The following is a 22,448-nucleotide window of genomic DNA, read 5'->3' as shown; positions in this document are numbered from 1 at the left end:
TATTGTAGAGTTTACAAAACAAGTATACCTAGTCACTTGCTTTGTAAACTTATAATAATTTTGTTTAATCAAACAGCATATACACTACTATAAATACTCTTTAGTTTATCTATTATAACATAATATATTAATTTTAAAAGAAAAAGTGTAAAAATATTAAGATTTATTCATATTTTACTGTACTAATTAAAAATATAACTTTACAAGTTATTCAAAATGTTATTGCCTTCAGCTGATAATATTTCTCGCTCGCTTTCATTAATTATATCTTCTTCTATAGCCAACTTAATTACCTCTTTAAAATTTGTTACAGGAATTATTTCTATTTCACATATTTCATGTAGTGATTCATCATAGTTTTCTTGTGGAATTATAACTTTTTTTGCACCAGCTTTAAAGGCTGCAGATATTTTGGCCTTCACTCCTCCTATCGCTTTTACAGATCCTAATATGCTTATTTCTCCAGTCATAGCAACAAACCTGTTTATTTTCTGCTTAGTTATAGCGCTATAGATCGCTGTCGCAATACTTATACCAGCTGATGGGCCATCAACTGGAATTCCTCCTGATATATTTACATGTATATCATATCTATCAGTTGATAAATCGAATAAATTATCCAATACTGTAAGCACATTTTGAACAGATGCAAAAGCAGTGCTTTTCATTTTTATTTTTTTATTGTTATTAGTTATCTCTTCCTCTTCAACTATTCCAGTTATTTTAAGTTCCCCTCTTCTACCTGTAACTTTCTTACAACTAACTTCAAGCGGCATTAACATTCCAATGTTTGCTCCATATACTGCTAATCCATTAACAACCCCAACTCTAGATTGAGATGGTATCTTATTTGAAATTATTTTGTTATACTGTCCATTCTCTAATACCCATTTAATATCATCTAATGTAATCTCACTTCTATCTTCATTAATAGCAATTCCAGATGCCAACTGAATCAAATTTATTACTTCTCTACCATTTGTGCAATATTTACTTACTTCTTCAACACCATCTTTTGAAATTTGCAATCCAACTTTATTAACACAATTTTCAGCTATTTTCTCTATTTCTTCAGGCAATAATGCCCTAAAAAAGATTTCAACGCATCTTGATCTTATAGCTGGTATGATTTCATGTGGCGCTCTTGTTGTTGCTCCTATTAATCTAAAATCAGCAGGAAGCCCATTATCAAATACTTCCTTTATGTACTTAGGCATATTAGTATCTTCTGAACTATAGTATGAGCTATCTAAAAACACTTTTCTATCTTCTAATACCTTCAATAACTTATTTAACTCAATTGGATGAAGCTCTCCAATCTCATCTAAAAATAATACACCCCCATGAGCTTTTGTAACAGCTCCTGCCTTTGGTTGTGGAATTCCAGCTATACCTAAAGAACCAGCGCCTTGATAAATCGGATCATGCACTGAACCTATTAGTGGATCTGCTATTCCTCTCTCATCAAATCTCAATGTGGTTGCATCTAACTCAACAAATTTTGACTTTTCTGTAAATGGCGATAGTTTGGATTTTCTAGCTTCCTCCAACACCAATCTAGCTGCTGCTGTCTTTCCAACCCCTGGTGGTCCGTAAATTATAACATGTTGAGGATTCGGCCCGCAAAGAGCTGCCTTTAATGCTTTAATCCCTTTTTCTTGCCCTATTACCTCATCAAAACTAGATGGTCTACTTTTTTCAGTAAGTGGCTTAGACAAACTTATTTGTCTTAATCTATTTAGATTATTTAATTCCTTAGTATTTTCCCTATCAATTATTATCTCCCTATTTTTTTGTGGTTTACTTATTGCATTACACATAACATAAACCATGAGAATTAGAACTATAATTTGCAAAATCATTAATATATTTGTCATAATCTTTAAATATACTTACCTTTACTAATATATACATTTTATTTCCTTATTATTACTAAAGTAAATATACTTTGCCTCCTTCAATTTTTATTATTAGTATTATTTGCTTATTATTACAAATATATTCTTGATTTTGAAATATAAATAAAAACAATCCAATATTTAAAATACTAAAAACTTGTAAAAACGCTAAATAAGTCAGTATATATAAAAAAATATATACTGACTTATTATTCTCGCTAATATTAAGCTGATTCAATATCTTTCTTAGTCCTAGCTTTTACTAAAGTAGGTCTAATCTTTCCCTCTTCCAATCTTTCAATTCTAGGCTGCTTTTTCTCTTTGATAGCCTCTTCAGTTATTATAACATTAGTTATTCTATTATCAGAAGGTATCTCATACATTATTTCATTCATTATATCTTCAATAATAGCTCTTAAACCTCTGGCACCAGTCTGTCTGCTAATCGCTTCTTCTGCTATTGCGATTAATGACTCTTCGTCAAACTCTAACTTAACATCATCTAGCTCGAATAATTTCTTATATTGCTTTACAAGAGCATTTTTAGGTTTAGTTAAAATTTGAATTAAAGCTTCTTTATCTAAAGACTCTAAAGTAACTAGTATTGGAAGTCTTCCAACAAATTCAGGAATTAACCCAAACTTTAATAAGTCTGCTGGCATAATTTCTTTTAGTAAGCTTCCAACATCCTTTTCATGTTTAGCTTGAATTTGTGCTCCAAATCCCATAGAACTCTTTCTTGTTCTATTTTCTATTATCTTATCAACACCATCAAAAGCTCCACCACAAATAAATAATATATTAGAAGTATTTATTTGGATAAACTCTTGATGAGGATGCTTTCTTCCACCTTGTGGAGGAACAGATGCAACAGTTCCTTCTAGTATCTTTAACAATGCTTGTTGAACACCTTCACCTGATACATCACGAGTAATAGATGGATTTTCTGATTTTCTAGCAATTTTATCTATTTCGTCTATATAAATAATGCCTCTTTCAGCTTTTTCTACATCATAATCTGCATTCTGTATTAGTTTAAGAAGAATATTTTCTACATCTTCTCCAACATATCCAGCTTCTGTTAATGTTGTAGCATCAGCAATTGCAAAAGGTACATTTAAAAATCTTGCTAATGTTTGAGCAAGTAGTGTTTTACCTGAACCAGTTGGCCCTAGTAGTAAAATGTTACTTTTTGATAATTCAACATCAATATCTTCTTTATTAGTATTAATTCTTTTATAATGATTATAAACTGCTACTGCTAAAGATTTTTTTGCTCTTTCTTGCCCAATGACATAAGAATCTAAGTATTCTTTAATCTCATTTGGCTTTGGTACACTTTTAGGGTCAAAATCAACAGTTTCTTGGAATTCATCTGCTATAATTTCAGAACATAAATCAATACATTCATCACAAATATATACTCCCGGACCTGCAATCAATCTTTTTACTTGTTCTTGAGTTTTGCCGCAGAAAGAACACTTTAACTGCTTCTTTTCATCATATTTAGCCATACATTCACCTCACTTAAAAACGTATAAATTGAAAATTCAATCTTATTTATCTTTTCCTATTTTATGCGTAGTTATTACTTCATCAACTAACCCATAAGCTTTAGCTTCTTCTGCAGACATGAAGTTATCTCTTTCTACATCTGCTTTAATTGTTTCTAAAGGCTTACCAGTATTTTCACTTAAAATTCTATTTAAAGTTTCTTTCATCTTTAATATTCTTTTAGCATGTATTTCAAAATCTGTTGCTTGACCTTGAAAACCGCCTAGTGGTTGATGTATCATAACTTCAGCGTTTGGAAGTGCAAATCTCTTTCCTTTTGTTCCAGAAGAAAGTAAAAATGCTCCCATTGAAGCTGCCATCCCTATACATATTGTTGATACGTCACACTTAATATATTGCATAGTATCATATATAGCATTTCCAGCTGTTATTGATCCTCCTGGACTATTTATATATATATATATATCTTTATCTGGATCTTCACTTTCTAAAAATAATAATTGTGCTACTATTAAATTAGCGCTATCATCATTCACTTCTCCACTTAACATGATTATTCTTTCTTTTAATAATCTTGAAAATATATCATAGGAACGTTCTCCTCTACTTGTTTGTTCTACAACCATAGGTACTAAAGCCATATAAATCCTCCTTTTACTATTATACTTTTTCTAATTCTAATTATATATTTTTTTTATTACTTTGTTAATTATTATTTGAATAAATTGCCAGAAAAAAATTTTTTTTCTGGCAATTTATAATTAGCATCCTTATTTTATATTATATATTAAAATAAATTATTTGCAATTTTCTTTTAAGAATTTTAAAGTATTTTCTAATATTATGTCTTTTTCAATCATGTTTCTTTGAGACTTAACTAAGATTTTAGCCATTTTTTCTGGATCTTTTGGTCCATAAATCTTTCCTAATTCTAAAGCTCTTGCATTTAACTCTTCTTCAGTTGCTTTAATTTCTTCTGTTTTTGCAATAGCTTCAAGAACTAAATCAGCTTTAACTTTTCTTTCTGCATTTTCTTTCATAAAGTCTCTCATTTTTTCAGTTGTATTTCCTGTGAATTCCATATATTGTTCTAAGCTTAAACCTTGATATTTTAATCTTCCTTCAAGATCTTGCATCATGGCATCAATTTCTTTATTTACCATAACTTCTGGAATATCCATTTTTGAGTTTTCAATTACTGCAGTTATAACAGCTTCTTCGAATTCTCTTTCTGCCTTTTCATCGTTATTTTTTTCTAATGTCTTTTCAAGATTTTCTTTTAATTCTGCAAATGTGTCAACTGCTGATACATCTTTAGCAAATTCATCATCTAATTCTGGCAATTCTTTAACTTTAATTGACTTAATTTCAACTTCAAACATTGCTGGTTTTCCGTTTAATTCTTCTTTTCCATAAGCTTCTGGGAAAGTAACATTTACTTCTTTTTTATCCCCAACTGCTAAACCGATTAATTGTTCTTCAAAATTATCAATGAAAGTACCAGAACCTATTTCTAAAGAATAATCAGAGCCTTCTCCACCTTCAAAAGCAACTCCATCTATGTATCCTTTGAAATCAATAACAGCTATATCCCCTTTAGCTATATTTCCCTCTGTTTTAACTTCTATTCTAGCATTTTTTTCTTGCATTTCTTTAATTTGCTTATCTATTTCAGTATCTTCTACTTTATATATAGGCTTCTTTATATCTAATCCTTTATACTCTCCAAGTTCTACTTCTGGATAAGTAGTAACTGTAGCAGTATAAACTAATTCTTTACCTTCTCCTAATTCCACTATATCAACTTGTGGGTAATCTACAGGTTTAATATTTTCTGCATTTAATGCTTCTGGATATGATTCATCTATAGCAAAATTAACTGCGTCATCATAGAATACTTCAACTCCATAGAACTTTTTAACCATTGCCATAGGAACCTTTCCTTTTCTAAATCCAGGTATATTATATCTGCCCTTATTCTTATTATAAGCTTTAGTTAACGCTGCATCGAATTTTTCAGCTTCAACCCTTATTTCTAATTTTATCACATTTGTTTCTATTTTTTCCACTTTAGCTTTCATTTTATTCTTTCCTCCTAAATAGTGTGCATCTAATTTAACTAAGTCATTATACCATAAACACTTAAATCTTATCAAATAATTTATTAATATTATCTCTATTGAATATAATTACCATTTACATCGATAAAATATACTCTACCATCAACAGTAATTTTAACGCCTTTTTCTTCCTTTTCACCAATTTCTATATTAGCTCCAGCTAAATCCCACATAACCTTATCTTCATTAGTTGAAATATCAGTCATCCATAGATACTTTTTAAGATTTCCACCTCCAAAATATGGCCTATTAGTTACAAATATTATTTTATCTTCACTAATAAATTTTGGATTCTGATTCCATAAGTATTTTGGATTTGATTGAATTGTAGATTCTTTAGTAAAAACACTTCCACTTGTAGATACATATTGATCTTTTGATATCACCTTGTTTGTTCCATCTAAATTATATAGAGTAATTACTGAATTTGTATCTTCCACAATTATTTCCTTACCAGATGGACTTATGCTGTAACTAACACCATTATCGCTAGTATCTAAAGTTTTGAAAACTTTTCCGGTATTAGCATCATCTACATAAATTGCTTTTGCAACATTTCCACTCGCTAGAGTTATATTTATATATTCTTCCACCGGTTTTTGAGGTTCTTCTTGAACTACTTCCTCATCTTTTTTCTCATCAGATGTTTCTTGTTTTTCTGCTTTAGTTTGTTCTGAAGAATTATTAGTATCACTATCAATCCATGCCTGTATATTTTGTTTAATATTTTCATAATCTATTGGATTATACGCTATTTTAATTGATAGCGCAGATGTTATTAATATTATTGCCAAAAATATTATTATCGCATTTCTTCTTCTTCGCTTCATCCTTTTTTCATATTCTCTACTAAAAATACTTGGCTTTCCCAAAGATGGCCCCCTCCAAATCTTTCTAATGTATTATAATATAAACAAATTCATTATATATTATTCTTTTGTTTAAATCTACAACATATTTTATATTTTTATAATCATATAATCCTAGATCAAAAAATAATATTATTTTTTACAACTGTTCTTACTATTGCAGCTTGAGCAATTACCTTTTTTATTTTCTCCCTTTAAGCAGCAACCTCCACATTCCAATAACCCTTCTTTTTTAAGTTCTTCTAGTGTTAATTTACAAACATTTTCTGAATACTCTTCATAATCTATGGTATTTTTCAACAATTCTTCTTTATATATTTTAATCATTTCATTCTCCTACACATATTATTTTATTTTGTAATTATATATTGCAATATTAAATTTATATATTAATTTAATATTTTCATTCTTAATCTACATTAAATTCAAGTTAGTTTCTACATAATATCTATATTATACACCTATAAATTTCTTATAATTTTTTCTATATAAAAAAGCCATTACTTAGCAATATAAACTTTACTTATTTCTCTTATATTTTAATTGTCATAATATAAAAAATTATTGTTTTTTTTTGTGATTATTGTATAATTAAATTATCAATATTGTAACAAATAGCCCATACACTTTATGGTTTATCGCCATAAAATTTTATAAACCCACAATAACATGTTCATTTATTTCCTTTCTCGAGTGGACATGCGAAAACCTGTACTATATATACAGGTTTTCTTTTTTATGTTTAATATTATAAGTATTCTTGCCTATAATTAATAAAAAATTTACTTTGTGTTTACCTAATATTATAATACTCAACTTATAATTGACAATCAACCGTTAAAATTTTGTAATTCTAAAACTTATGTTATTCAGATTTCCGCATCTTAACATCAAAAAAAAGGATTGCTCAGACAAACAATCCTACTTTTATACTTATAATACCGCTTAATTACAAATAGAATTTATTTAAACATTTGTTATCGGTTTTCTTTCACCTTTAAAATTATTAATTTTAGTTCTCCTCTTTTCCAATTCTGCTCCTACTTCTTCAATCGAAATATTCATTTGAGCTATTAGAACAAGTAAGTGATAAGTAAGATCACAAATCTCATTTATCTGTTCTTCTTTATTATTTTCTTTACAACTAATTATAACTTCCGTGCATTCTTCTCCAACTTTTTTTAGTATCTTGTTTGTTCCCTTTTCAAAAAGATACTTCGTATAGGATCCCTCTTCACCTTCTGTTTTTCTTTTTAGTATAGTCTCATATAAAGCCTTTATATTTTCATCCATTTTTAATCCTCCAATGCTTCTCATATATAAATTACAAATCCCTATAAAAACAAGTTCTATTTCCTGTATGGCATGCCGCTCCAACTTGCTCAGCTAATATCAAAATGGTATCATTATCACAATCTATTTTTATTTCTTTCACATACTGAAAATGTCCCGAAGTTGCTCCTTTATTCCAAAGTTCATCCCTACTTCTACTGTAAAACCAAGTTGTATTATCCTCTAATGTCTTATTTAAACTTTCTTTTGACATATAGGCTAACATTAAAACCTCTTTAGTTTTATAATCTTGAACTATAGTTGGAATCAATCCATTCATCTTTTCAAAATCAACTTGTTCCACTCTCTTGCAAATCTCCATACAATTTTTCTCCCTTCAGATATATACTAGCTATTTGCTTTTTATATAATCTTAAACTTATATACGTACTGAAACATTTTTATCATGTAAATATCTTTTAACCTCATCAACAGTTAACTCCCCATAGTGAAAAAGAGAAGCGGCAAGTGCTGCATCCGCTATATTACTTTTAAATACATCATAAAAATCTTCTAAACAACCGCATCCACCTGAAGCTATTACCGGAACATTAGTTATATCACTTACAGCTTTTGTCAATTCCAAATCAAAGCCTTTTTTAGTTCCATCTGCATCCATAGATGTTAAAAGAATTTCTCCAGCTCCAAGCGCTGTTGCTTCTTCAATCCACTTTAGCAGATCTAATCCTGTATCAATTCTTCCTCCGTTTATTACAACATTCCATCCTGTATTATCAGATCTTTTCTTTGCATCAGCTGCCAATACTATACATTGACTTCCAAAATAGAAAGCTCCTTCTTTTATAAGCATTTTATTTCTAACAGCTGCTGAGTTTAAGCTCACCTTATCTGCTCCTGCTCTAAGTATTGACTTTATATCATCTAAAGTTTGAAGCCCACCACCTACTGTAAATGGGATAAAAATTTTTTCAGCTACACTTTGAACAACTTTTTCCATTATGCCCCGTCTTTCATGAGTTGCTGTTATATCTAGGAATACTAATTCATCTGCCCCTTGACTATTATAATATTCTGCAAGTGCAACAGGATCACCTACATCAACCAATCCCTCAAAATTAACTCCTTTAACAACCCTTCCTTCTTTTACATCAAGGCATGGAATAATTCTCTTAGTATGCATTCATTTATCTCCCCTCTTTAGAAATTTCTATTGCTTTTTCTAAAGACAATGTTCTAGCATATATAGCTTTACCTGTTATTGCCCCATATAAGCCTATATCTTTTAATTCTTTTATATTTTCAATATCCTTAATTCCTCCAGAAGCTGTAATATCAATACTTACTGTTTCTTTAAGTTTTTTAAGCATTTCCACATTAGGTCCTTCTAAAGTTCCATCCTTACTAATATCAGTTACTATTATATTTTTAACGCCTATATTCTCCATCTTTTCAGCAAATTCTATATAATCTAGCTCACTAGCCGCAAGCCATCCTCTCCCATATACTTTACCATCTTTACAGTCTATTCCCACTGCTATTTTACTACCATATATTGATATTGCCTTTTTTAGTAACTCCTCATCCTCAATTGCTATAGTTCCTAAAATAACTCTTGCTACCCCATTATCTAAAAGATATTTGATAGTTTCAAAAGATCTTATTCCCCCTCCTAGTTCTACAGGAATATTAAGTTCTTTAGCAATTTTAATTACTAACTCATGATTTTGATTACTTCCATTTTTAGCCCCATCTAAGTCTACTAGATGTATATATTCTGCCCCTATATCTTGAAAAGATTTTGCTGTTTCAAATACATCATCTGCAACAATTTCTTTTTTATTATAATCTCCCTGATACAATCTTACTGGCTTGCCATCAATTATATCAATCGCTGGTAAAATTATCATTTAATCAACTCCCCAAAATTTTTTAAAATGGCCAAACCTACAGATCCACTTTTTTCCGGATGAAATTGAGCTCCTATTACATTTTTGCACCTAACTACACCTGGTATCTTATTTTCCCCATATTCGCTGTATGCTACCAAATCTTCATTATTATAATCTTGTGCAAAATAAGAATGCACATAATAAACAAATTCCCCTTCATCTATGCCTCTGAAAAGTTCATCGCTTCTACTAAACACCAAATCATTCCAACCAATATGTGGGATCTTTATATTATTAACTTTATCATCTTTCATTTTAATAATACTACCTTTTAATAAGCCGAGCCCTTTTCTTTCAATTCCTTCAAATCCATTTTCAAATAATAATTGCATACCGAGACATATTCCAAGAAGCGGTTTATTCCTTCTTACTTCTTCTGATATTATTTTGTCTAAAGATAATTTTTCAATAGTCTCCATAGCATCTGGGAATGCTCCAACGCCTGGCAATATTAATGCATCAGCAGCTCTGATTTCATCTTTACTACATGAGATCTTATTCTCAATCTCAAGATAATCCAGGGCATTCTTAACGCTTTTTAAATTTCCCATTCCATAGTCTATTATAACTATCATTATATAACCCCCTCCTATAATAAAGATCAAAATGAATAACAAATGATAAGTTAGCATCTCTATTCCCCAAACTTTACAGATATTTTATTAATAATCATCATTATTCATTTTTCTCTTTTATAATTTTCTATAATCTTCCTTTAGTAGATGGTATATCATTATCACTACTTCTAGATATGGCTTCTTTAATTGCTCTTCCAAAAGCTTTAAATAAAGCTTCTATTTTATGATGATCATTTTCACCGTATAAAACTTTTAAATGAAGTGTTATTCCAGCATTAAATGCAAAGGCTCTAAAAAATTCGACCACCATTTCAGTTGACATTTCACCAACTTTTTCTCTCTTAAAATCACAATCAAAAACCAAAAAGGGTCTATTGCTCACATCAATTGACGCTAAAGCAAGCGTTTCATCCATTGGTACATAAAAAGTTCCATATCTGTTTATGCCATGCTTATCTCCTAGTGATTCTTTAAATGCTTCTCCTAATGTTATTCCGATATCTTCTATTGTATGATGATCACATACATAAGAATCTCCTTTAGCAAACACATCCAAGTTAACCTTACTATTAAATGAAAACAAAGTTAACATGTGGTCTAGAAATCCAATCCCTGTATTTATTTCACTATTCCCGTTTCCATCTAAGTCAATTTCTACTCTAACACTAGTTTCTTTAGTTATTCTTTCTCTTCTTGAGCTTCTATCTGACATACTAATTCTCCTTAAAACGAATAATTGTATTTTAAATATAGTTTTCCAAAAGAATTCTATAAATTAATAATATCTATATAAAACATAATCTTTCTATAGTCAAGCATATCTAAGAAAATAATATGCAAATGATATAATTATTTTTTATTGAATCAAATATTATCCCTTTAAATAAATCAATATACCAACTTATTATTTTCCTAAACATGCCAAGTATTTATACATATATAAAAATCTTTTTTATTCCTTCAACTACTTTCCTATTTTGCATTGGTGAACCAACTGTAATTCTGAAACTGTCATCATTAAAATTTCTAATTATTATCCCAATACTCTCAAGTCCCTTAATAAGAGCTTCCTTATGAGGTGTTCGTCCAAAGATGTAGTTTCCCTTTGACGGATAGAATTGTATTTTCATTGCGGCATTTTTTTCAACCTCTTTTAAATTCTCATATAATTCTTCTCTTTGTTTAACTATTTGTTTTGCATTTTTAACAACATTTTCTGGGTATCTCAAAGCCATTGAGGCCAGATTTTGCGAAAACGAACTTATTGTATATGGAATTTTATAATTTAATAATTCAGAAATATTACTCTCATGAGTTATCAAAAATCCTACTCTCAACGATGCAAGCCCCCAAGCCTTTGACAAGGTTCTTGTAACAACCAAGTTTTTATATTTATTTATATATGGAATCATTGATTTTCCGTAGAATTCATAATAAGCCTCATCTACAAGAACAACAGTATTTTTAAAAACTTCTAAAATATTAACTATATCTTCTAACTCTATTCCAATTCCAGTAGGATTATTGGGATTTGAAAAGATAATTAAATCTACGGCTTCTTGTTTTCCTATATTTATAAATTCCTGAACATTAAAATTCATAGTTTGCCCTATATCATATTTCTTTAATTCTCCACCAAATCTTGAAACAAAAAAATCATACATTGTAAAATCTGGTCCTAGAGTTAATGCCTTCTTTCCATTTTTAATAGCCTTACTTACAACAAGTTCAAGCATTTCATCAGACCCATTTCCTACAATTATATTTTTGCTCTCTATATTTGCATAATTTGCATATAATTCTTTAATGGTAGTCATCTCATTTGTAGGATACCTATGGAAAAGTACATTAGTTAAGCAAGATTTCATTTTCATTAGTATCTTTGGGTCCATCTCTAGATAAATTTCATTGCTATCTAGATTTATTGTATACTCATCATACGAATTTATATACTCATTATACGTTCCCATTCTCTAATCTCACTTTCACAGAATTAGCATGAGCTGTAAGTCCTTCCTTGCTTGCTAATGTTATAATTTTTTCTCCATTTTCCATAAGTGCTTCTTCTGAATAATAAATGAAAGAAGATTTTTTTATAAAACTATCAACTGATAACGGTGAAAAGAACCTTGCTGTGCCACTTGTAGGTAATACATGATTTGTTCCCCCAAAATAATCTCCTATAGGCTCTGGACAGTATCTTCCTAAAAATACAGACCCTGCATTTCTAACCATACCTAAATATTTCATTGGATCATCTACCATTAGCTCTAAATGCTCTGGAGCTATAGAATTAGAAATGTCAATACATTCTTCTATTGTTCTACAAATTATTGTACTTCCAAAATTTTCAAGGGAAGTTCTTATTATTTCTTCTCTTTCAAGAGTCTTTACTTGTCGTTCCAACTCCATCTCAACTCTCTTGTGTAATTCTTTTGATGTTGTGATTAATATTGATGATGCTAATTTATCATGCTCTGCCTGTGACATTAAATCTGCTGCTACAAAACACGGATTAGATTTCTCATCAGCAATAACTAATATTTCACTTGGCCCTGCAATCATATCTATATCAACTTCTCCAAATACTAATTTCTTTGCAGTAGCAACAAATATATTTCCTGGTCCAACAATTTTATCAACCTTTTTAATGCTCTCTGTTCCATAAGCCAAAGCTGCAACAGCTTGTGCTCCTCCAACTTTATATATTTTATTAATTCCTGCTATTCTTGCAGCCACTCCAATATATGGATTAATTCCTCCATTTTTATCTGGTGGAGTTACCATAACAATTTCATCTACTCCTGCTACTTTTGCAGGTATTACATTCATAAGCACTGATGATGGATAAGCAGCAGTTCCACCTGGAACATAAACTCCAACTCTTTCTAAAGGCAATACTCTCTGCCCTAGGTATACTCCTTTATCTTTTGTCATTAAAAATCCATTTGATTTTTGTTTTTCGTGATACTCTTTTATATTTGCTTTAGCTTCTTCTAATGCTTCAATGAACTCTTTCTCCACTTTATTAAAACATTCATCAATTTCAAAAGTTGATACTTCTAAAGTTTTAAGTTCAACCTTATCAAATGACTTCGTAAGTTCAAATAAAGCTTTATCCCCATCTTTTTTCACTCTTGATAGAATACTATTTACACTTGAGATTATCTCTTGTTCCGTTTCTGTAACTCTACCTTTAAGTTCACTAATTAAGCTTTCTTTATTACTCTCGGTAATCTCCATTAAATTTAACATATAATTAATAGCCCCCCTTTGACTTGATAAAAAAGTAATAACAACAAAAAATACTCTTTAAATTTTATTTATTATTTTTTGTTAATTACTCAAGATATCATAATCAATTTTATCAACATCTCACGAATTTTGTCAATTATTAATCACTTTCTTAATCCTATCTATAAAATCCCATATTTCATTCTGCTTCATTTTAAAACTAGCTTTATTCACTATCAATCTAGCACTTATCTCACAAATCCTATCTATAACAACTAAACCATTTTCCTTTAAAGTTGTTCCAGTTTCCATGATATCCACAATTCCATCGCATAGGCCTAATATTGGTGCAAGTTCTACTGATCCCTCTATTTTTATAACTTCTACATCCATCCCTTTCTTTTTAAAATAATCCTTTGCAACTTTTGGATATTTACTTCCTATTTTTATATGACCAACTTTTTTGAAAATATCACTTTCTGGTAATGATGCTACTATGAATCCACACTTTCCAAATCCCAAATCCAAAACTTCATAGCAATTGTTATCACTTTCCAAAATAGTATCTTTTCCAACTACTCCAAGATCAGCTACCCCATGTTCAACATAAGTTATTGAATCTGCTGCCTTTACCAAAAAATAATTTATATCCTGCGTTTTATCTTTAAACACAAGTTTTCTACCTTTGCTTTTTAATTCTGAAGGATCAAATTTCGCCTTATCTAAGATCTTTATGGTTTCTTCTTCTAATCTTCCCTTTGTTAATGCTATGCTTATGCTCATTTTTAATATTCCCCACCCTTAACTACTTTTATTTCTTTCATATCTTCATTTGGTAATAAATCAACGATATACCCTTGATTCCTAAGCTCTTCACTTTTTTTAATAGCTTCAATTCTAGTATTTTTATTATAGTATATCTTATATATATTTTCCTTTTCACTTGCTATTTTATTGAACTTTACAGTTGGAATCACAGCATCAATATCTATCGAAAATCCTACTGCTGGAACACATTTTTCTGAGAGCTCAATTAAATTATCATATCGCCCACCTCTCAGTAACGTATTGCCAACACCTTCACCATAACCTCTAAAAATAATTCCTGTGTAATAATTCAGTCTCGGAACCATTCCTAAATCAAATGTCACATTTTTACCATAGCCCAACAAATCTAGTTCCTGGTATAATGCCTCCAGATAATCAAGATTTTTTCTTAACTCTTCATTAAATGCTAACTTTTTAGCCTCTTCCAAAATCTGTTTATCCCCAAACATCCAAGGCAACTTATTAAAAAATGCCTTATACTCTTCCTTTATATCTAAATTCTCTAAATAATCCTCCAAACTTTTTATGTTTTTATCTTCTATAAACTGCGCAATAGCCTCTTTATATTCCTGCTCTATTTCTAAATTTTTAAATGCCCCATTAAAAAAACCGATATTTCCTATTTCAAGCTTAAAATCATTTAATCCTAATTTCTTCAAAGCTTCTAATGCCAATACTAATATTTCTAAATCAGATTTTTCATCTTCAAGTCCTATAAATTCAACACCGCAATCTGTATATTCATTCCTCTTTCCTCCAAGACTTGCGTGAACTCTAAAAACATTCGAGGTATACCTAAGCTTTATTGGTAATTCTACATCTTTGAGCTTAGTCTCCACAACTCTTGCTATTGGAATTGTCATATCTGGCCTCAAAATTAATATACGACCCCTATTATCGAAGAACTTGTACATATCTTCTTCTCTTAAAGTTTGCGAATTATAGTTGAAAGTTTCATAAAACTCCAGCGTCGGTGTTATAACTTCTTTATATCCCCATTTTTCAAAAAGTTTATCAATGTCTTTTTCTAAAATACGTTTTACTGCACATTCATCTAATACTAAATCCCTTGTTCCTTCTGGAAGTATGTTCTTCTTATTCATTTTCCACCCCACCTATTCTTATTGCTTAATCTCTATATTGTTTTATCGTTTTATCAGTTTAGCGTGCTAAATTATCATTTAATTTATGATAACTTATTTTTTCTACCATGTCAATCATTTCAAAAACCTTTATATAGTTATTTATAAGTTATATGTTAAATATTCTTATATCCTTAATTTTAACTATATAGAAATTAGTGTTATAATATAATAGTTTATTTGTAAAAGTATTTTTAATACTGGAAATATATTGAAAGGGGACTTTTTACATTGATTACTAAAGATATACACTTAAACGCAATAAAAAAAATGCACATCCATACCAAAACTTCTGAATCAGTACGTCTTGGTATTCTCCTTGCAATTGTTGGAGGTTTCTTAGATGCTTACACCTTTGTCTGCAGAGGTGAAGTTTTTGCTAATGCTCAGACTGGTAACCTTGTTTTACTTGGAATAGCTCTTACGAAGAGAAATCCTGGCCAAGCAATTACAGCTTTACTGCCTATTTTAGCATTCGTGCTTGGGGTGATATTTACCGAAAGGATAAAAGATATTAAAGTTCCATCAATGACTTTTGCTACAAATGCGGAACGTATAATTTTAATTATTGAAATTATTGTGCTTTTTATTATAGGATTTATACCAACTACAGTCCCTAACATATTTGTAACAGTTCCAATTTCATTTGTGTCATCAGTTCAAATCGCATCTTTTGGAAAACTAATTGACTCTCCATATAGTACAGCTATGTGCACAGGTAATTTGCGTTCCGCATCTCAAGCTGCTTATAAAGCATTTATAGAAAAAGATAAAAAACTTGCTTTCAAAAGTATTCGCTACTTAGTTATAATCTTTTTCTTTATTGTTGGAGCTTATTTAGGCGGAATCTTAACTTTACACGTTGGTGGCAAATCAATTTGGTTCGCCGTAGTAATATTAATTATTTCAGTAGGCTTATTTAGCTTTGATAAATATATTTTTGATCATAACAACAAAGAACAAATAACAAGTGTAACTTAGAATGTCATTAAAATATTTAAATTATATAAAAAAATACCTCAGGTAAAATAAACCTGAGGTATTTTTCTAAAATGTTACAACTTCAATATTTTCAATTGATTTTTGTACTAATTCATCCACATTTAATTTTTCTTCTTCTTTCATTATTGCATCAAGTTTTGGATTTGTCTTCGGATGCTTTGGAACAAATATTGTACAACAGTCTTCATAAGGCAAAATTGAAGTCTCATATGTTCCTATTTTTCTTGCTATTTCCATTATATCTGTTTTATCCATTGCAATTAACGGCCTAAATGCTGGTCTATCAGCACAATTATCACTTACAATAAGACCATCCATAGTCTGACTTGCAACTTGGCCTATACTTTCTCCCGTACTTACTGAATTTATTCCATACTTATCTGCAAGTTTACATGCTATCCTCATCATAAATCTTCTCATTATTATTGTAAGTTCATCTTCTCTACATTTATTTATAATTTCCATTTGAATATCTGTAAAAGGAACTATGTACAAATTAATTTTTTCTGTATATTGAGCTAATATTTTCGCTAAATCTTTAACTTTATCCTTTGCTCTTTCCGATGTATATGGGTGACTGTGATAATAAACACAACTTACTTCAACACCTCTTTTAGCCATCATGTATCCTGCCACTGGGGAATCAATACCACCAGATAACATTAACATTGTACTACCATTCATTCCATACGGAAGACCTGCTGCGCCCTTTGTTATATCAGTATTTGCCCAAACATAAGCATAATTATTTCTTATTTCAATATTTATTAAAATATCTGGATTTTTAACATCAACATTTATTTCTCCATCTAAATTAGTAAGAACATATGCTCCTACTTTCCTTGAAACTTCCATAGAATTCAATTCAAATTTTTTATTAGCTCTATTTGTAATAATCTTAAAAGTATTTCCTTCTGATTGTCTAACCTTTTCTAACGCAACCTCTTGTATACTATTAAAATCTATGTCAACTTCTCTAACTAAACATACTTCAAGTATCCCAAAAACTTTACTGATCCTATTAATACTTTCTTCTATTTCATCAGTTTTTATAAAATATCTTCCACTATCGTGTATAAATTCAGCTTTTATCCCATCAAGTTTTTTAGCTATATTATCTCTTAATTTTCTTTCAAATTTACCTCTGTTTAACCCCTTTAAAAATATTTCTGGTGCGTACTTTACTAAAATAAGTTCTCTCATTATTTTTTTATCCTCCTTAAAAATTTAAGTCCTTTTTCTAAAATGTCTACTACATAATCTATCTCTGATTCATCATTATCATCCGAAAAAGAAAATCTAATTCCTCCTGATATTTCATCCTTAGTTAATCCTAAAGATTTTAACACATAACTACCACCAATTCTCTCTCTTTCCTTAGAAGAACACGCTGATCCTGTAGACACATATATTCCTGATTCCTCTAAATAATGAAGCAATACTTCGCCTCTTACACCTCTAAAAGAAACATTCAATATATAAGGTGAAAAATCATTATTTAGTAGACTATTTATCTTTATATTATCGATATTACTTAATTTATCAACGAATTTTTTCTTTATTTGAAATACCTTTTCGTAATTTTTTTTCATATTATCATTTGAAATCTTAGAAGCTAAAGCCATTCCCATAATTCCAGATATATTTTGTGTACCCGCTCTTATTCCAAACTCTTGAGATCCACCTTCTATCAACGGTGATAAAGAACTAGTATTTTTTATATATATAAATCCTACACCTTTAGGTCCATGAAATTTATGAGCACTCACTGTTAGAAAATCTATATTCATTTTCTTTACGTCTATAGGTAATTTACCATAGCTTTGAACTGCATCAACATGAAATTTAGTTCTATTGCTACTTGCTCTTATTATGTCTCCTATTTCTTTTAGATCTTGGATTACTCCAACTTCATTATTTACATGCATTATTGAAACCAATACAGTTTCCTTAGTTATAGCTTTTTTTAGCTGTTCTAAGTTAATCTTACCATCTTCATTTATCTCTAAAAATGTTACTTTAATATTATTTTCTTCTAATTTCTTTATAGTATTCAAAATAGAAGCATGTTCAAAAGGAGTTGTAATAAGATGAGTTCCGCTTTTCAAAAGCCCCTTTAGAACTAAATTATTTCCTTCACTTCCACCCGAAGTAAAATGTATTTCATTTTCACTTGCGTTTATAGTTTTAGCTAATATACCTCTGCATTCTTTAAGTTTTCTTTCACTTTTCAACCCCAAATTATGTAAGGAAGACGGATTTCCGTAAAATTCCTTCATACCAAAACTCACTTCATCTATTACCTCATCAAGCGGCTTTGTTGTTGAACTATTATCAAAATAAACTTCCATATAAGTCTTCTTCCTTTCAAGTTTATAAACGTCTAAAGATCAATTATAAAATATATTCTTCCCTTATTATCTTATAAACTTACTATGTAATATACATGTTTTATTATAACAAAAAAATAATCCCTGCATAGTATTTTTTTAAATATATAAAATGAAGCAGTAAATAAGAATTTCTTACTTACTGCTTCTGATAGAGAGAGAAAATTAATAAGGGATAATTTCTTAGTATTAATTTTTGCTATACTTTTCGTAATATTTAATAAGACCTTGAGTTCCTAGATCACCCAAATTATCGTTATCTAATGTTTTATACATTTTTAGCACTTCATTTAATACGCCTAAATTTATGGAATTATCCGTAGACTCTTCTATTGCTAAATTCATATCCTTAATAAAATGTTTTATATAAAAACCAGGGTCAAAATCTCCTTTTAACATACGAGGAGCCATATTTTTCATTTGCCAACTTCCCGCTGCACCTTCACTTATACTATCAAGCATGGTCTGAACATCTAATCCTGCTCCTTTTGCATACGTAATTGCTTCGCACACTCCAGCTATCGCACCAGCTAAAGCTATCTGATTTGCCATTTTAGTATGCTGTCCATTCCCAGCTTTTCCTTCATAAATTATATTGGTTCCAAGTGCAGATAAAACATCTTTGTGTTTTTCAAAAACTTCTAAATCTCCACCAACCATTATAGATAATGTAGCATTCTTTGCACCTACATCTCCTCCTGATACTGGCGCATCCAAAGCATATATTTCTCTCTTTTTAGCCTCATTATAAATTTTTATAGAAAGCTTCGGACTTGTAGTAGTCATGTCAATTATACAAGACTCTTTTTTAGCATTCTCTAAAATGCCATTTTCCCCAAAATAAACTTCTTCTACATCTTTAGGATATCCTACAATTGTTATTATGACATCTCTATTATTTGCACAACTTTTAACATCGTCGCACCATTTAGCACCTTCATTTATAACATCAAGAACTTTTTCTTTTGTCCTTGTATAAATAGATACCTCATATCCTTTCTTCATTAGGTTTCTAACCATAGATTTTCCCATTACACCTACACCTATAAATCCAATTGTCTTCACTTCAAACTCCTCCATTTTTAGTTATAATATTTTGTATCCTCATATTTAACTTCTTAAAATTAGTATTAAGAATCTTTTTCTACGTCAATCCATGTCATTTTACTTTTTAATCTATTAATTTCTGCTTCCTGATCTTTTATTATTGTTTTATAATAAACTTCTTTATCTCCCCACTCTTTACTTAAATTGTTTATTAATGATGCCATTTCGTCAGCACTTCCTACAATTCTATTAAAGAGCATTAAGTTGGACTTAAGTATTTCCGGAATTTCATTATGGGAATATCTTAACCTATGATCTATTTCCCCATATCCTTCCTCAAAAATTGTTCTAACCTGTATCTCCGCTATTACCTTTTCATTGATTGGATAAAATTCAACTAAATAATGAACTGATCGATATCCAGAGGCTTTTGACCTTACTTCTATAATAGGATCATCAAAAACATCTATATTATCTCCTTCTCTTACATTTGCAGTAATCTCAGTTACATTCCAAGTTTTTATTATAAAATCATGTATCCCCTGCCATTGGTCTTTAAATATATGTATAACTCTAATTCCTATTAAATCATTTATTTCGTTTCTATAATTATTTACTGTAAATTCAAAATCATCTCCGTATTTATTTTTTCTATCTTCTGTCTTTCTTATAACTTTTTCTATTAATCTCTCAGGATCTTTAATCCTTGATTTAACAGAATGCACCATTCTCTGCGATCGTAAAATGTTTGCTATAAATGCAGCCTGGCTTTCATAAGAAGTTTTATAATTTATGTAGTCTTCGTAGATTTCCTTAAGATTTTCAATATTAATATTATTTTTAGAAATTATTTCTTTAGCCTGAGGATATTTTTCCAAAAATATATCTATGTTAAAACTTTTTTTCATTCTGCATACTCCTCTATAAATTCCATTAATTTCGATACTATATAGATTATACTACATTAGGCATAATCAAAAAATAACAAATCCATCTGCCACATCTATTTTCCATCATGCTGCATCAGCAGATTGCCCTACTAGCTTGCTATTATCCCACTCTACTTTCTTGCCTGATGAAAAATAATCATAGCATTTTGACCTTGTTATTTTCTTTCATATGCCTTAATTAAAAATTATTTCAAAAAACTTCAACCAAAATAAGATTGAAGTTTTTTATTAAAATTATATGGTTTATAATAACTAATAGTTTAGATTAAATTTCTATGAAATAGTCCTTTTCAAGGTATATAAATGTAAATTGTTTATTATAGCCCAAATTTTTGTATGCAAAATACTTGTAAAGAATATGCTATCCAGCTTCTAATTTAATTCTTAGCAAATTTTTCAGTTCTATTTCTTGTCTATAAATTTTGATATTATCATTGTACAGACAGTATTTCCTGATGAATTTAATAATGTCGCTGGTGCATCAATTATTGTAGCTATTACAAGCATTATAGCTAATGCTTCCTGTGGAAATCCAAATATACTTAAAATGAGCATTTCACCAATCGCCCCACCTCCTGGCACCGCCCCAACTACTGCACCAATGAGAAGCCCTGCTCCTAATATAGGAAATAAGGAACTAATAGTATTTATGTCTCTGCCAAATATAGCAAACAAGAACATTATTTTATATATTCCCCCAATCACCGAACCATCCTTATGAATGTTAACTCCAAGAGGCATTATTATATTAGCCAAGGTATCTGATACCCCCATATTTTTAGCTGCTTTTATATTTACTGGTATGCAGGCAGCACTAGAGCATGTTGCTAATGCAGTTATTGAAGGTTCTGCTGCATTTTTCCAAAACAATTTCACGCCTTCTTTTCTACTTGCTATATAAGCATATATACTGAAGAATACAAAGAAGTATATTATGGAGACAACCAAGTATAGTATAAATATTTTTGCATACCCACTTAATATTTGTCCTCCTAATTATCCAATTACATTTGCAAAATAAGCTCCAAGTCCAATTGGTGCATAATACATAATTATATTTACAACTTTCATTGTCACTGTAGCTCCACTGCTTAAAAATGACGCAAAAGCCTTGCCTTGTTCCTTAGAAATCATAGTTCCAAAACCTATTAATATAGAAAATAATATTAGTGCTAACAAATTATTTCTGGATAAAAGTTCAGAAAAATCCCCTACACTTATACTCGAAACAATCTTTTCTAAAACTCCTACACTTTTAGGTGTATCTATACTATTAGTGGTCATTAGATTATTAAACATTGATGGATCCAACCCAACTGCTGGATTAAACATTTTGAAACTAATTACTCCTATTATGCCTGAAATAATTGCAGTAATTCCAAATGTAATCAATGTTATTATAAATATTCTTCCGAGCCTTTTTGATTTATCCATATTAGCTATCGCGGAAGCAATACTAAAGAATACTATAGGAACTAACATTGTAAATATTAAATTCAAAAATAAATTTCCTAGTGGAGCAAATATTTTAGCTTTATCTCCCATGATAATACCTATCGCCCCGCCTAATAATATCGATAACACTAGAATCAATGACGATTTATAGTTCTTTAAAAATCTCAATTTTCTCACC

21 protein-coding genes and 1 pseudogene are annotated in these 22,448 nt (G+C 29.8%); 1 reads left to right on the top strand and 21 read right to left on the bottom strand.

Translation table 11 applies throughout. The features are described 5' to 3' along the window. Nucleotides 1-200 precede the first annotated feature (200 nt). The 16 genes from lonB to hisZ all read right to left on the bottom strand — a co-directional run bounded on the left by lonB (nucleotide 201) and on the right by hisZ (nucleotide 15,387). Nucleotides 201-1,877 carry an ATP-dependent protease LonB gene (gene lonB / locus F3K33_RS07095; protein ID WP_039772089.1) on the bottom strand — a complete coding sequence of 559 codons (1,677 nt, stop codon included), beginning with the start codon at nucleotides 1,875-1,877 and terminating at the stop codon, nucleotides 201-203. Nucleotides 1,878-2,122: 245 nt separating this feature from the next. After that, a complete protein-coding gene (clpX, locus tag F3K33_RS07090) occupies nucleotides 2,123-3,412 on the bottom strand; it encodes an ATP-dependent Clp protease ATP-binding subunit ClpX (RefSeq protein WP_023974252.1) in 1,290 nt (429 codons plus the stop codon). A 42-nt stretch (nucleotides 3,413-3,454) separates the two neighbouring features. Continuing rightward, nucleotides 3,455-4,054, bottom strand: coding sequence for an ATP-dependent Clp endopeptidase proteolytic subunit ClpP (gene clpP / locus F3K33_RS07085; protein ID WP_011968661.1), 600 nt, complete (start codon nucleotides 4,052-4,054; stop codon nucleotides 3,455-3,457). Nucleotides 4,055-4,210: 156 nt separating this feature from the next. Beyond that, complete coding sequence (gene tig / locus F3K33_RS07080) at nucleotides 4,211-5,494, bottom strand: trigger factor (RefSeq protein ID WP_039772087.1); 1,284 nt, start codon at nucleotides 5,492-5,494, stop codon at nucleotides 4,211-4,213. Nucleotides 5,495-5,589: 95 nt separating this feature from the next. Next, nucleotides 5,590-6,405, bottom strand: a complete 816-nt coding sequence (locus F3K33_RS07075) for a hypothetical protein (protein WP_023974253.1) — start codon at nucleotides 6,403-6,405, stop codon at nucleotides 5,590-5,592. A gap of 129 nt (nucleotides 6,406-6,534) precedes the next feature. Next, on the bottom strand, nucleotides 6,535-6,729 hold the full coding sequence (locus tag F3K33_RS07070) for a hypothetical protein (RefSeq protein ID WP_017211518.1): 195 nt from the start codon (nucleotides 6,727-6,729) through the stop codon (nucleotides 6,535-6,537). 639 nt (nucleotides 6,730-7,368) lie between these two features. Continuing rightward, nucleotides 7,369-7,695: a phosphoribosyl-ATP diphosphatase gene (gene hisE / locus F3K33_RS07065; protein ID WP_039772085.1), complete on the bottom strand. Its 327-nt coding sequence runs from the start codon at nucleotides 7,693-7,695 to the stop codon at nucleotides 7,369-7,371. A gap of 31 nt (nucleotides 7,696-7,726) precedes the next feature. Beyond that, the gene (gene hisI, locus F3K33_RS07060) at nucleotides 7,727-8,056 is read right to left on the bottom strand and encodes a phosphoribosyl-AMP cyclohydrolase (RefSeq protein ID WP_011968657.1); all 330 of its coding nucleotides are present in this window, start codon (nucleotides 8,054-8,056) and stop codon (nucleotides 7,727-7,729) included. Between the two features lie 57 nt (nucleotides 8,057-8,113). After that, entirely contained in the window at nucleotides 8,114-8,875 is a 762-nt protein-coding gene (hisF, locus tag F3K33_RS07055) for an imidazole glycerol phosphate synthase subunit HisF (RefSeq protein ID WP_039772083.1), read from the bottom strand. A gap of 4 nt (nucleotides 8,876-8,879) precedes the next feature. Beyond that, nucleotides 8,880-9,602, bottom strand: a complete 723-nt coding sequence (gene hisA, locus F3K33_RS07050; RefSeq protein ID WP_017211522.1) for a 1-(5-phosphoribosyl)-5-[(5-phosphoribosylamino)methylideneamino]imidazole-4-carboxamide isomerase — start codon at nucleotides 9,600-9,602, stop codon at nucleotides 8,880-8,882. Continuing rightward, nucleotides 9,599-10,219: an imidazole glycerol phosphate synthase subunit HisH gene (gene hisH / locus F3K33_RS07045; protein ID WP_039772081.1), complete on the bottom strand. Its 621-nt coding sequence runs from the start codon at nucleotides 10,217-10,219 to the stop codon at nucleotides 9,599-9,601. Before hisH ends, hisA begins: the two co-directional genes overlap by 4 nt. Nucleotides 10,220-10,346: 127 nt before the next feature. Next, nucleotides 10,347-10,934 carry an imidazoleglycerol-phosphate dehydratase HisB gene (hisB, locus tag F3K33_RS07040; protein ID WP_039772079.1) on the bottom strand — a complete coding sequence of 196 codons (588 nt, stop codon included), beginning with the start codon at nucleotides 10,932-10,934 and terminating at the stop codon, nucleotides 10,347-10,349. Nucleotides 10,935-11,151: 217 nt separating this feature from the next. Beyond that, on the bottom strand, nucleotides 11,152-12,192 hold the full coding sequence (locus F3K33_RS07035; protein ID WP_023974256.1) for a pyridoxal phosphate-dependent aminotransferase: 1,041 nt from the start codon (nucleotides 12,190-12,192) through the stop codon (nucleotides 11,152-11,154). Further along, nucleotides 12,179-13,477: a histidinol dehydrogenase gene (gene hisD, locus F3K33_RS07030; protein WP_039772076.1), complete on the bottom strand. Its 1,299-nt coding sequence runs from the start codon at nucleotides 13,475-13,477 to the stop codon at nucleotides 12,179-12,181. The genes F3K33_RS07035 and hisD overlap by 14 nt, the downstream gene beginning before the upstream one ends. Nucleotides 13,478-13,609: 132 nt before the next feature. Further along, nucleotides 13,610-14,239, bottom strand: coding sequence for an ATP phosphoribosyltransferase (hisG, locus tag F3K33_RS07025; RefSeq protein ID WP_011968650.1), 630 nt, complete (start codon nucleotides 14,237-14,239; stop codon nucleotides 13,610-13,612). Nucleotides 14,240-14,241: 2 nt separating this feature from the next. Then, on the bottom strand, nucleotides 14,242-15,387 hold the full coding sequence (hisZ, locus tag F3K33_RS07020; RefSeq protein WP_039772074.1) for an ATP phosphoribosyltransferase regulatory subunit: 1,146 nt from the start codon (nucleotides 15,385-15,387) through the stop codon (nucleotides 14,242-14,244). Between the two features lie 270 nt (nucleotides 15,388-15,657). Here hisZ and F3K33_RS07015 point away from each other — a divergent pair, with 270 nt between their 5' ends. Continuing rightward, entirely contained in the window at nucleotides 15,658-16,407 is a 750-nt protein-coding gene (locus F3K33_RS07015; protein ID WP_011968648.1) for a YoaK family protein, read from the top strand. A gap of 66 nt (nucleotides 16,408-16,473) precedes the next feature. On the opposite strand, the gene thiI is transcribed toward F3K33_RS07015, so the two are convergent. The 5 genes and pseudogenes from thiI to F3K33_RS06990 all read right to left on the bottom strand — a co-directional run bounded on the left by thiI (nucleotide 16,474) and on the right by F3K33_RS06990 (nucleotide 22,438). Continuing rightward, nucleotides 16,474-17,631, bottom strand: coding sequence for a tRNA uracil 4-sulfurtransferase ThiI (thiI, locus tag F3K33_RS07010; protein ID WP_023974258.1), 1,158 nt, complete (start codon nucleotides 17,629-17,631; stop codon nucleotides 16,474-16,476). After that, nucleotides 17,631-18,779: a cysteine desulfurase family protein gene (locus tag F3K33_RS07005; protein ID WP_011968646.1), complete on the bottom strand. Its 1,149-nt coding sequence runs from the start codon at nucleotides 18,777-18,779 to the stop codon at nucleotides 17,631-17,633. Before F3K33_RS07005 ends, thiI begins: the two co-directional genes overlap by 1 nt. A 228-nt stretch (nucleotides 18,780-19,007) precedes the next feature. Next, nucleotides 19,008-19,883, bottom strand: coding sequence for an NAD(P)-dependent oxidoreductase (locus F3K33_RS07000; protein ID WP_039772072.1), 876 nt, complete (start codon nucleotides 19,881-19,883; stop codon nucleotides 19,008-19,010). 65 nt (nucleotides 19,884-19,948) lie between these two features. Continuing rightward, nucleotides 19,949-20,773 carry a RelA/SpoT domain-containing protein gene (locus tag F3K33_RS06995; protein WP_011968644.1) on the bottom strand — a complete coding sequence of 275 codons (825 nt, stop codon included), beginning with the start codon at nucleotides 20,771-20,773 and terminating at the stop codon, nucleotides 19,949-19,951. Nucleotides 20,774-21,217: 444 nt separating this feature from the next. Continuing rightward, nucleotides 21,218-22,438 (bottom strand): annotated as a pseudogene (locus tag F3K33_RS06990) (dicarboxylate/amino acid:cation symporter). Between the last annotated feature and the right edge of the window lie 10 nt (nucleotides 22,439-22,448).

The organism is Clostridium beijerinckii (genome assembly GCF_008705175.1).
Taxonomy (GTDB): domain Bacteria; phylum Bacillota; class Clostridia; order Clostridiales; family Clostridiaceae; genus Clostridium; species Clostridium beijerinckii.
This window is presented reverse-complemented; position numbering and strand designations above follow the sequence as displayed.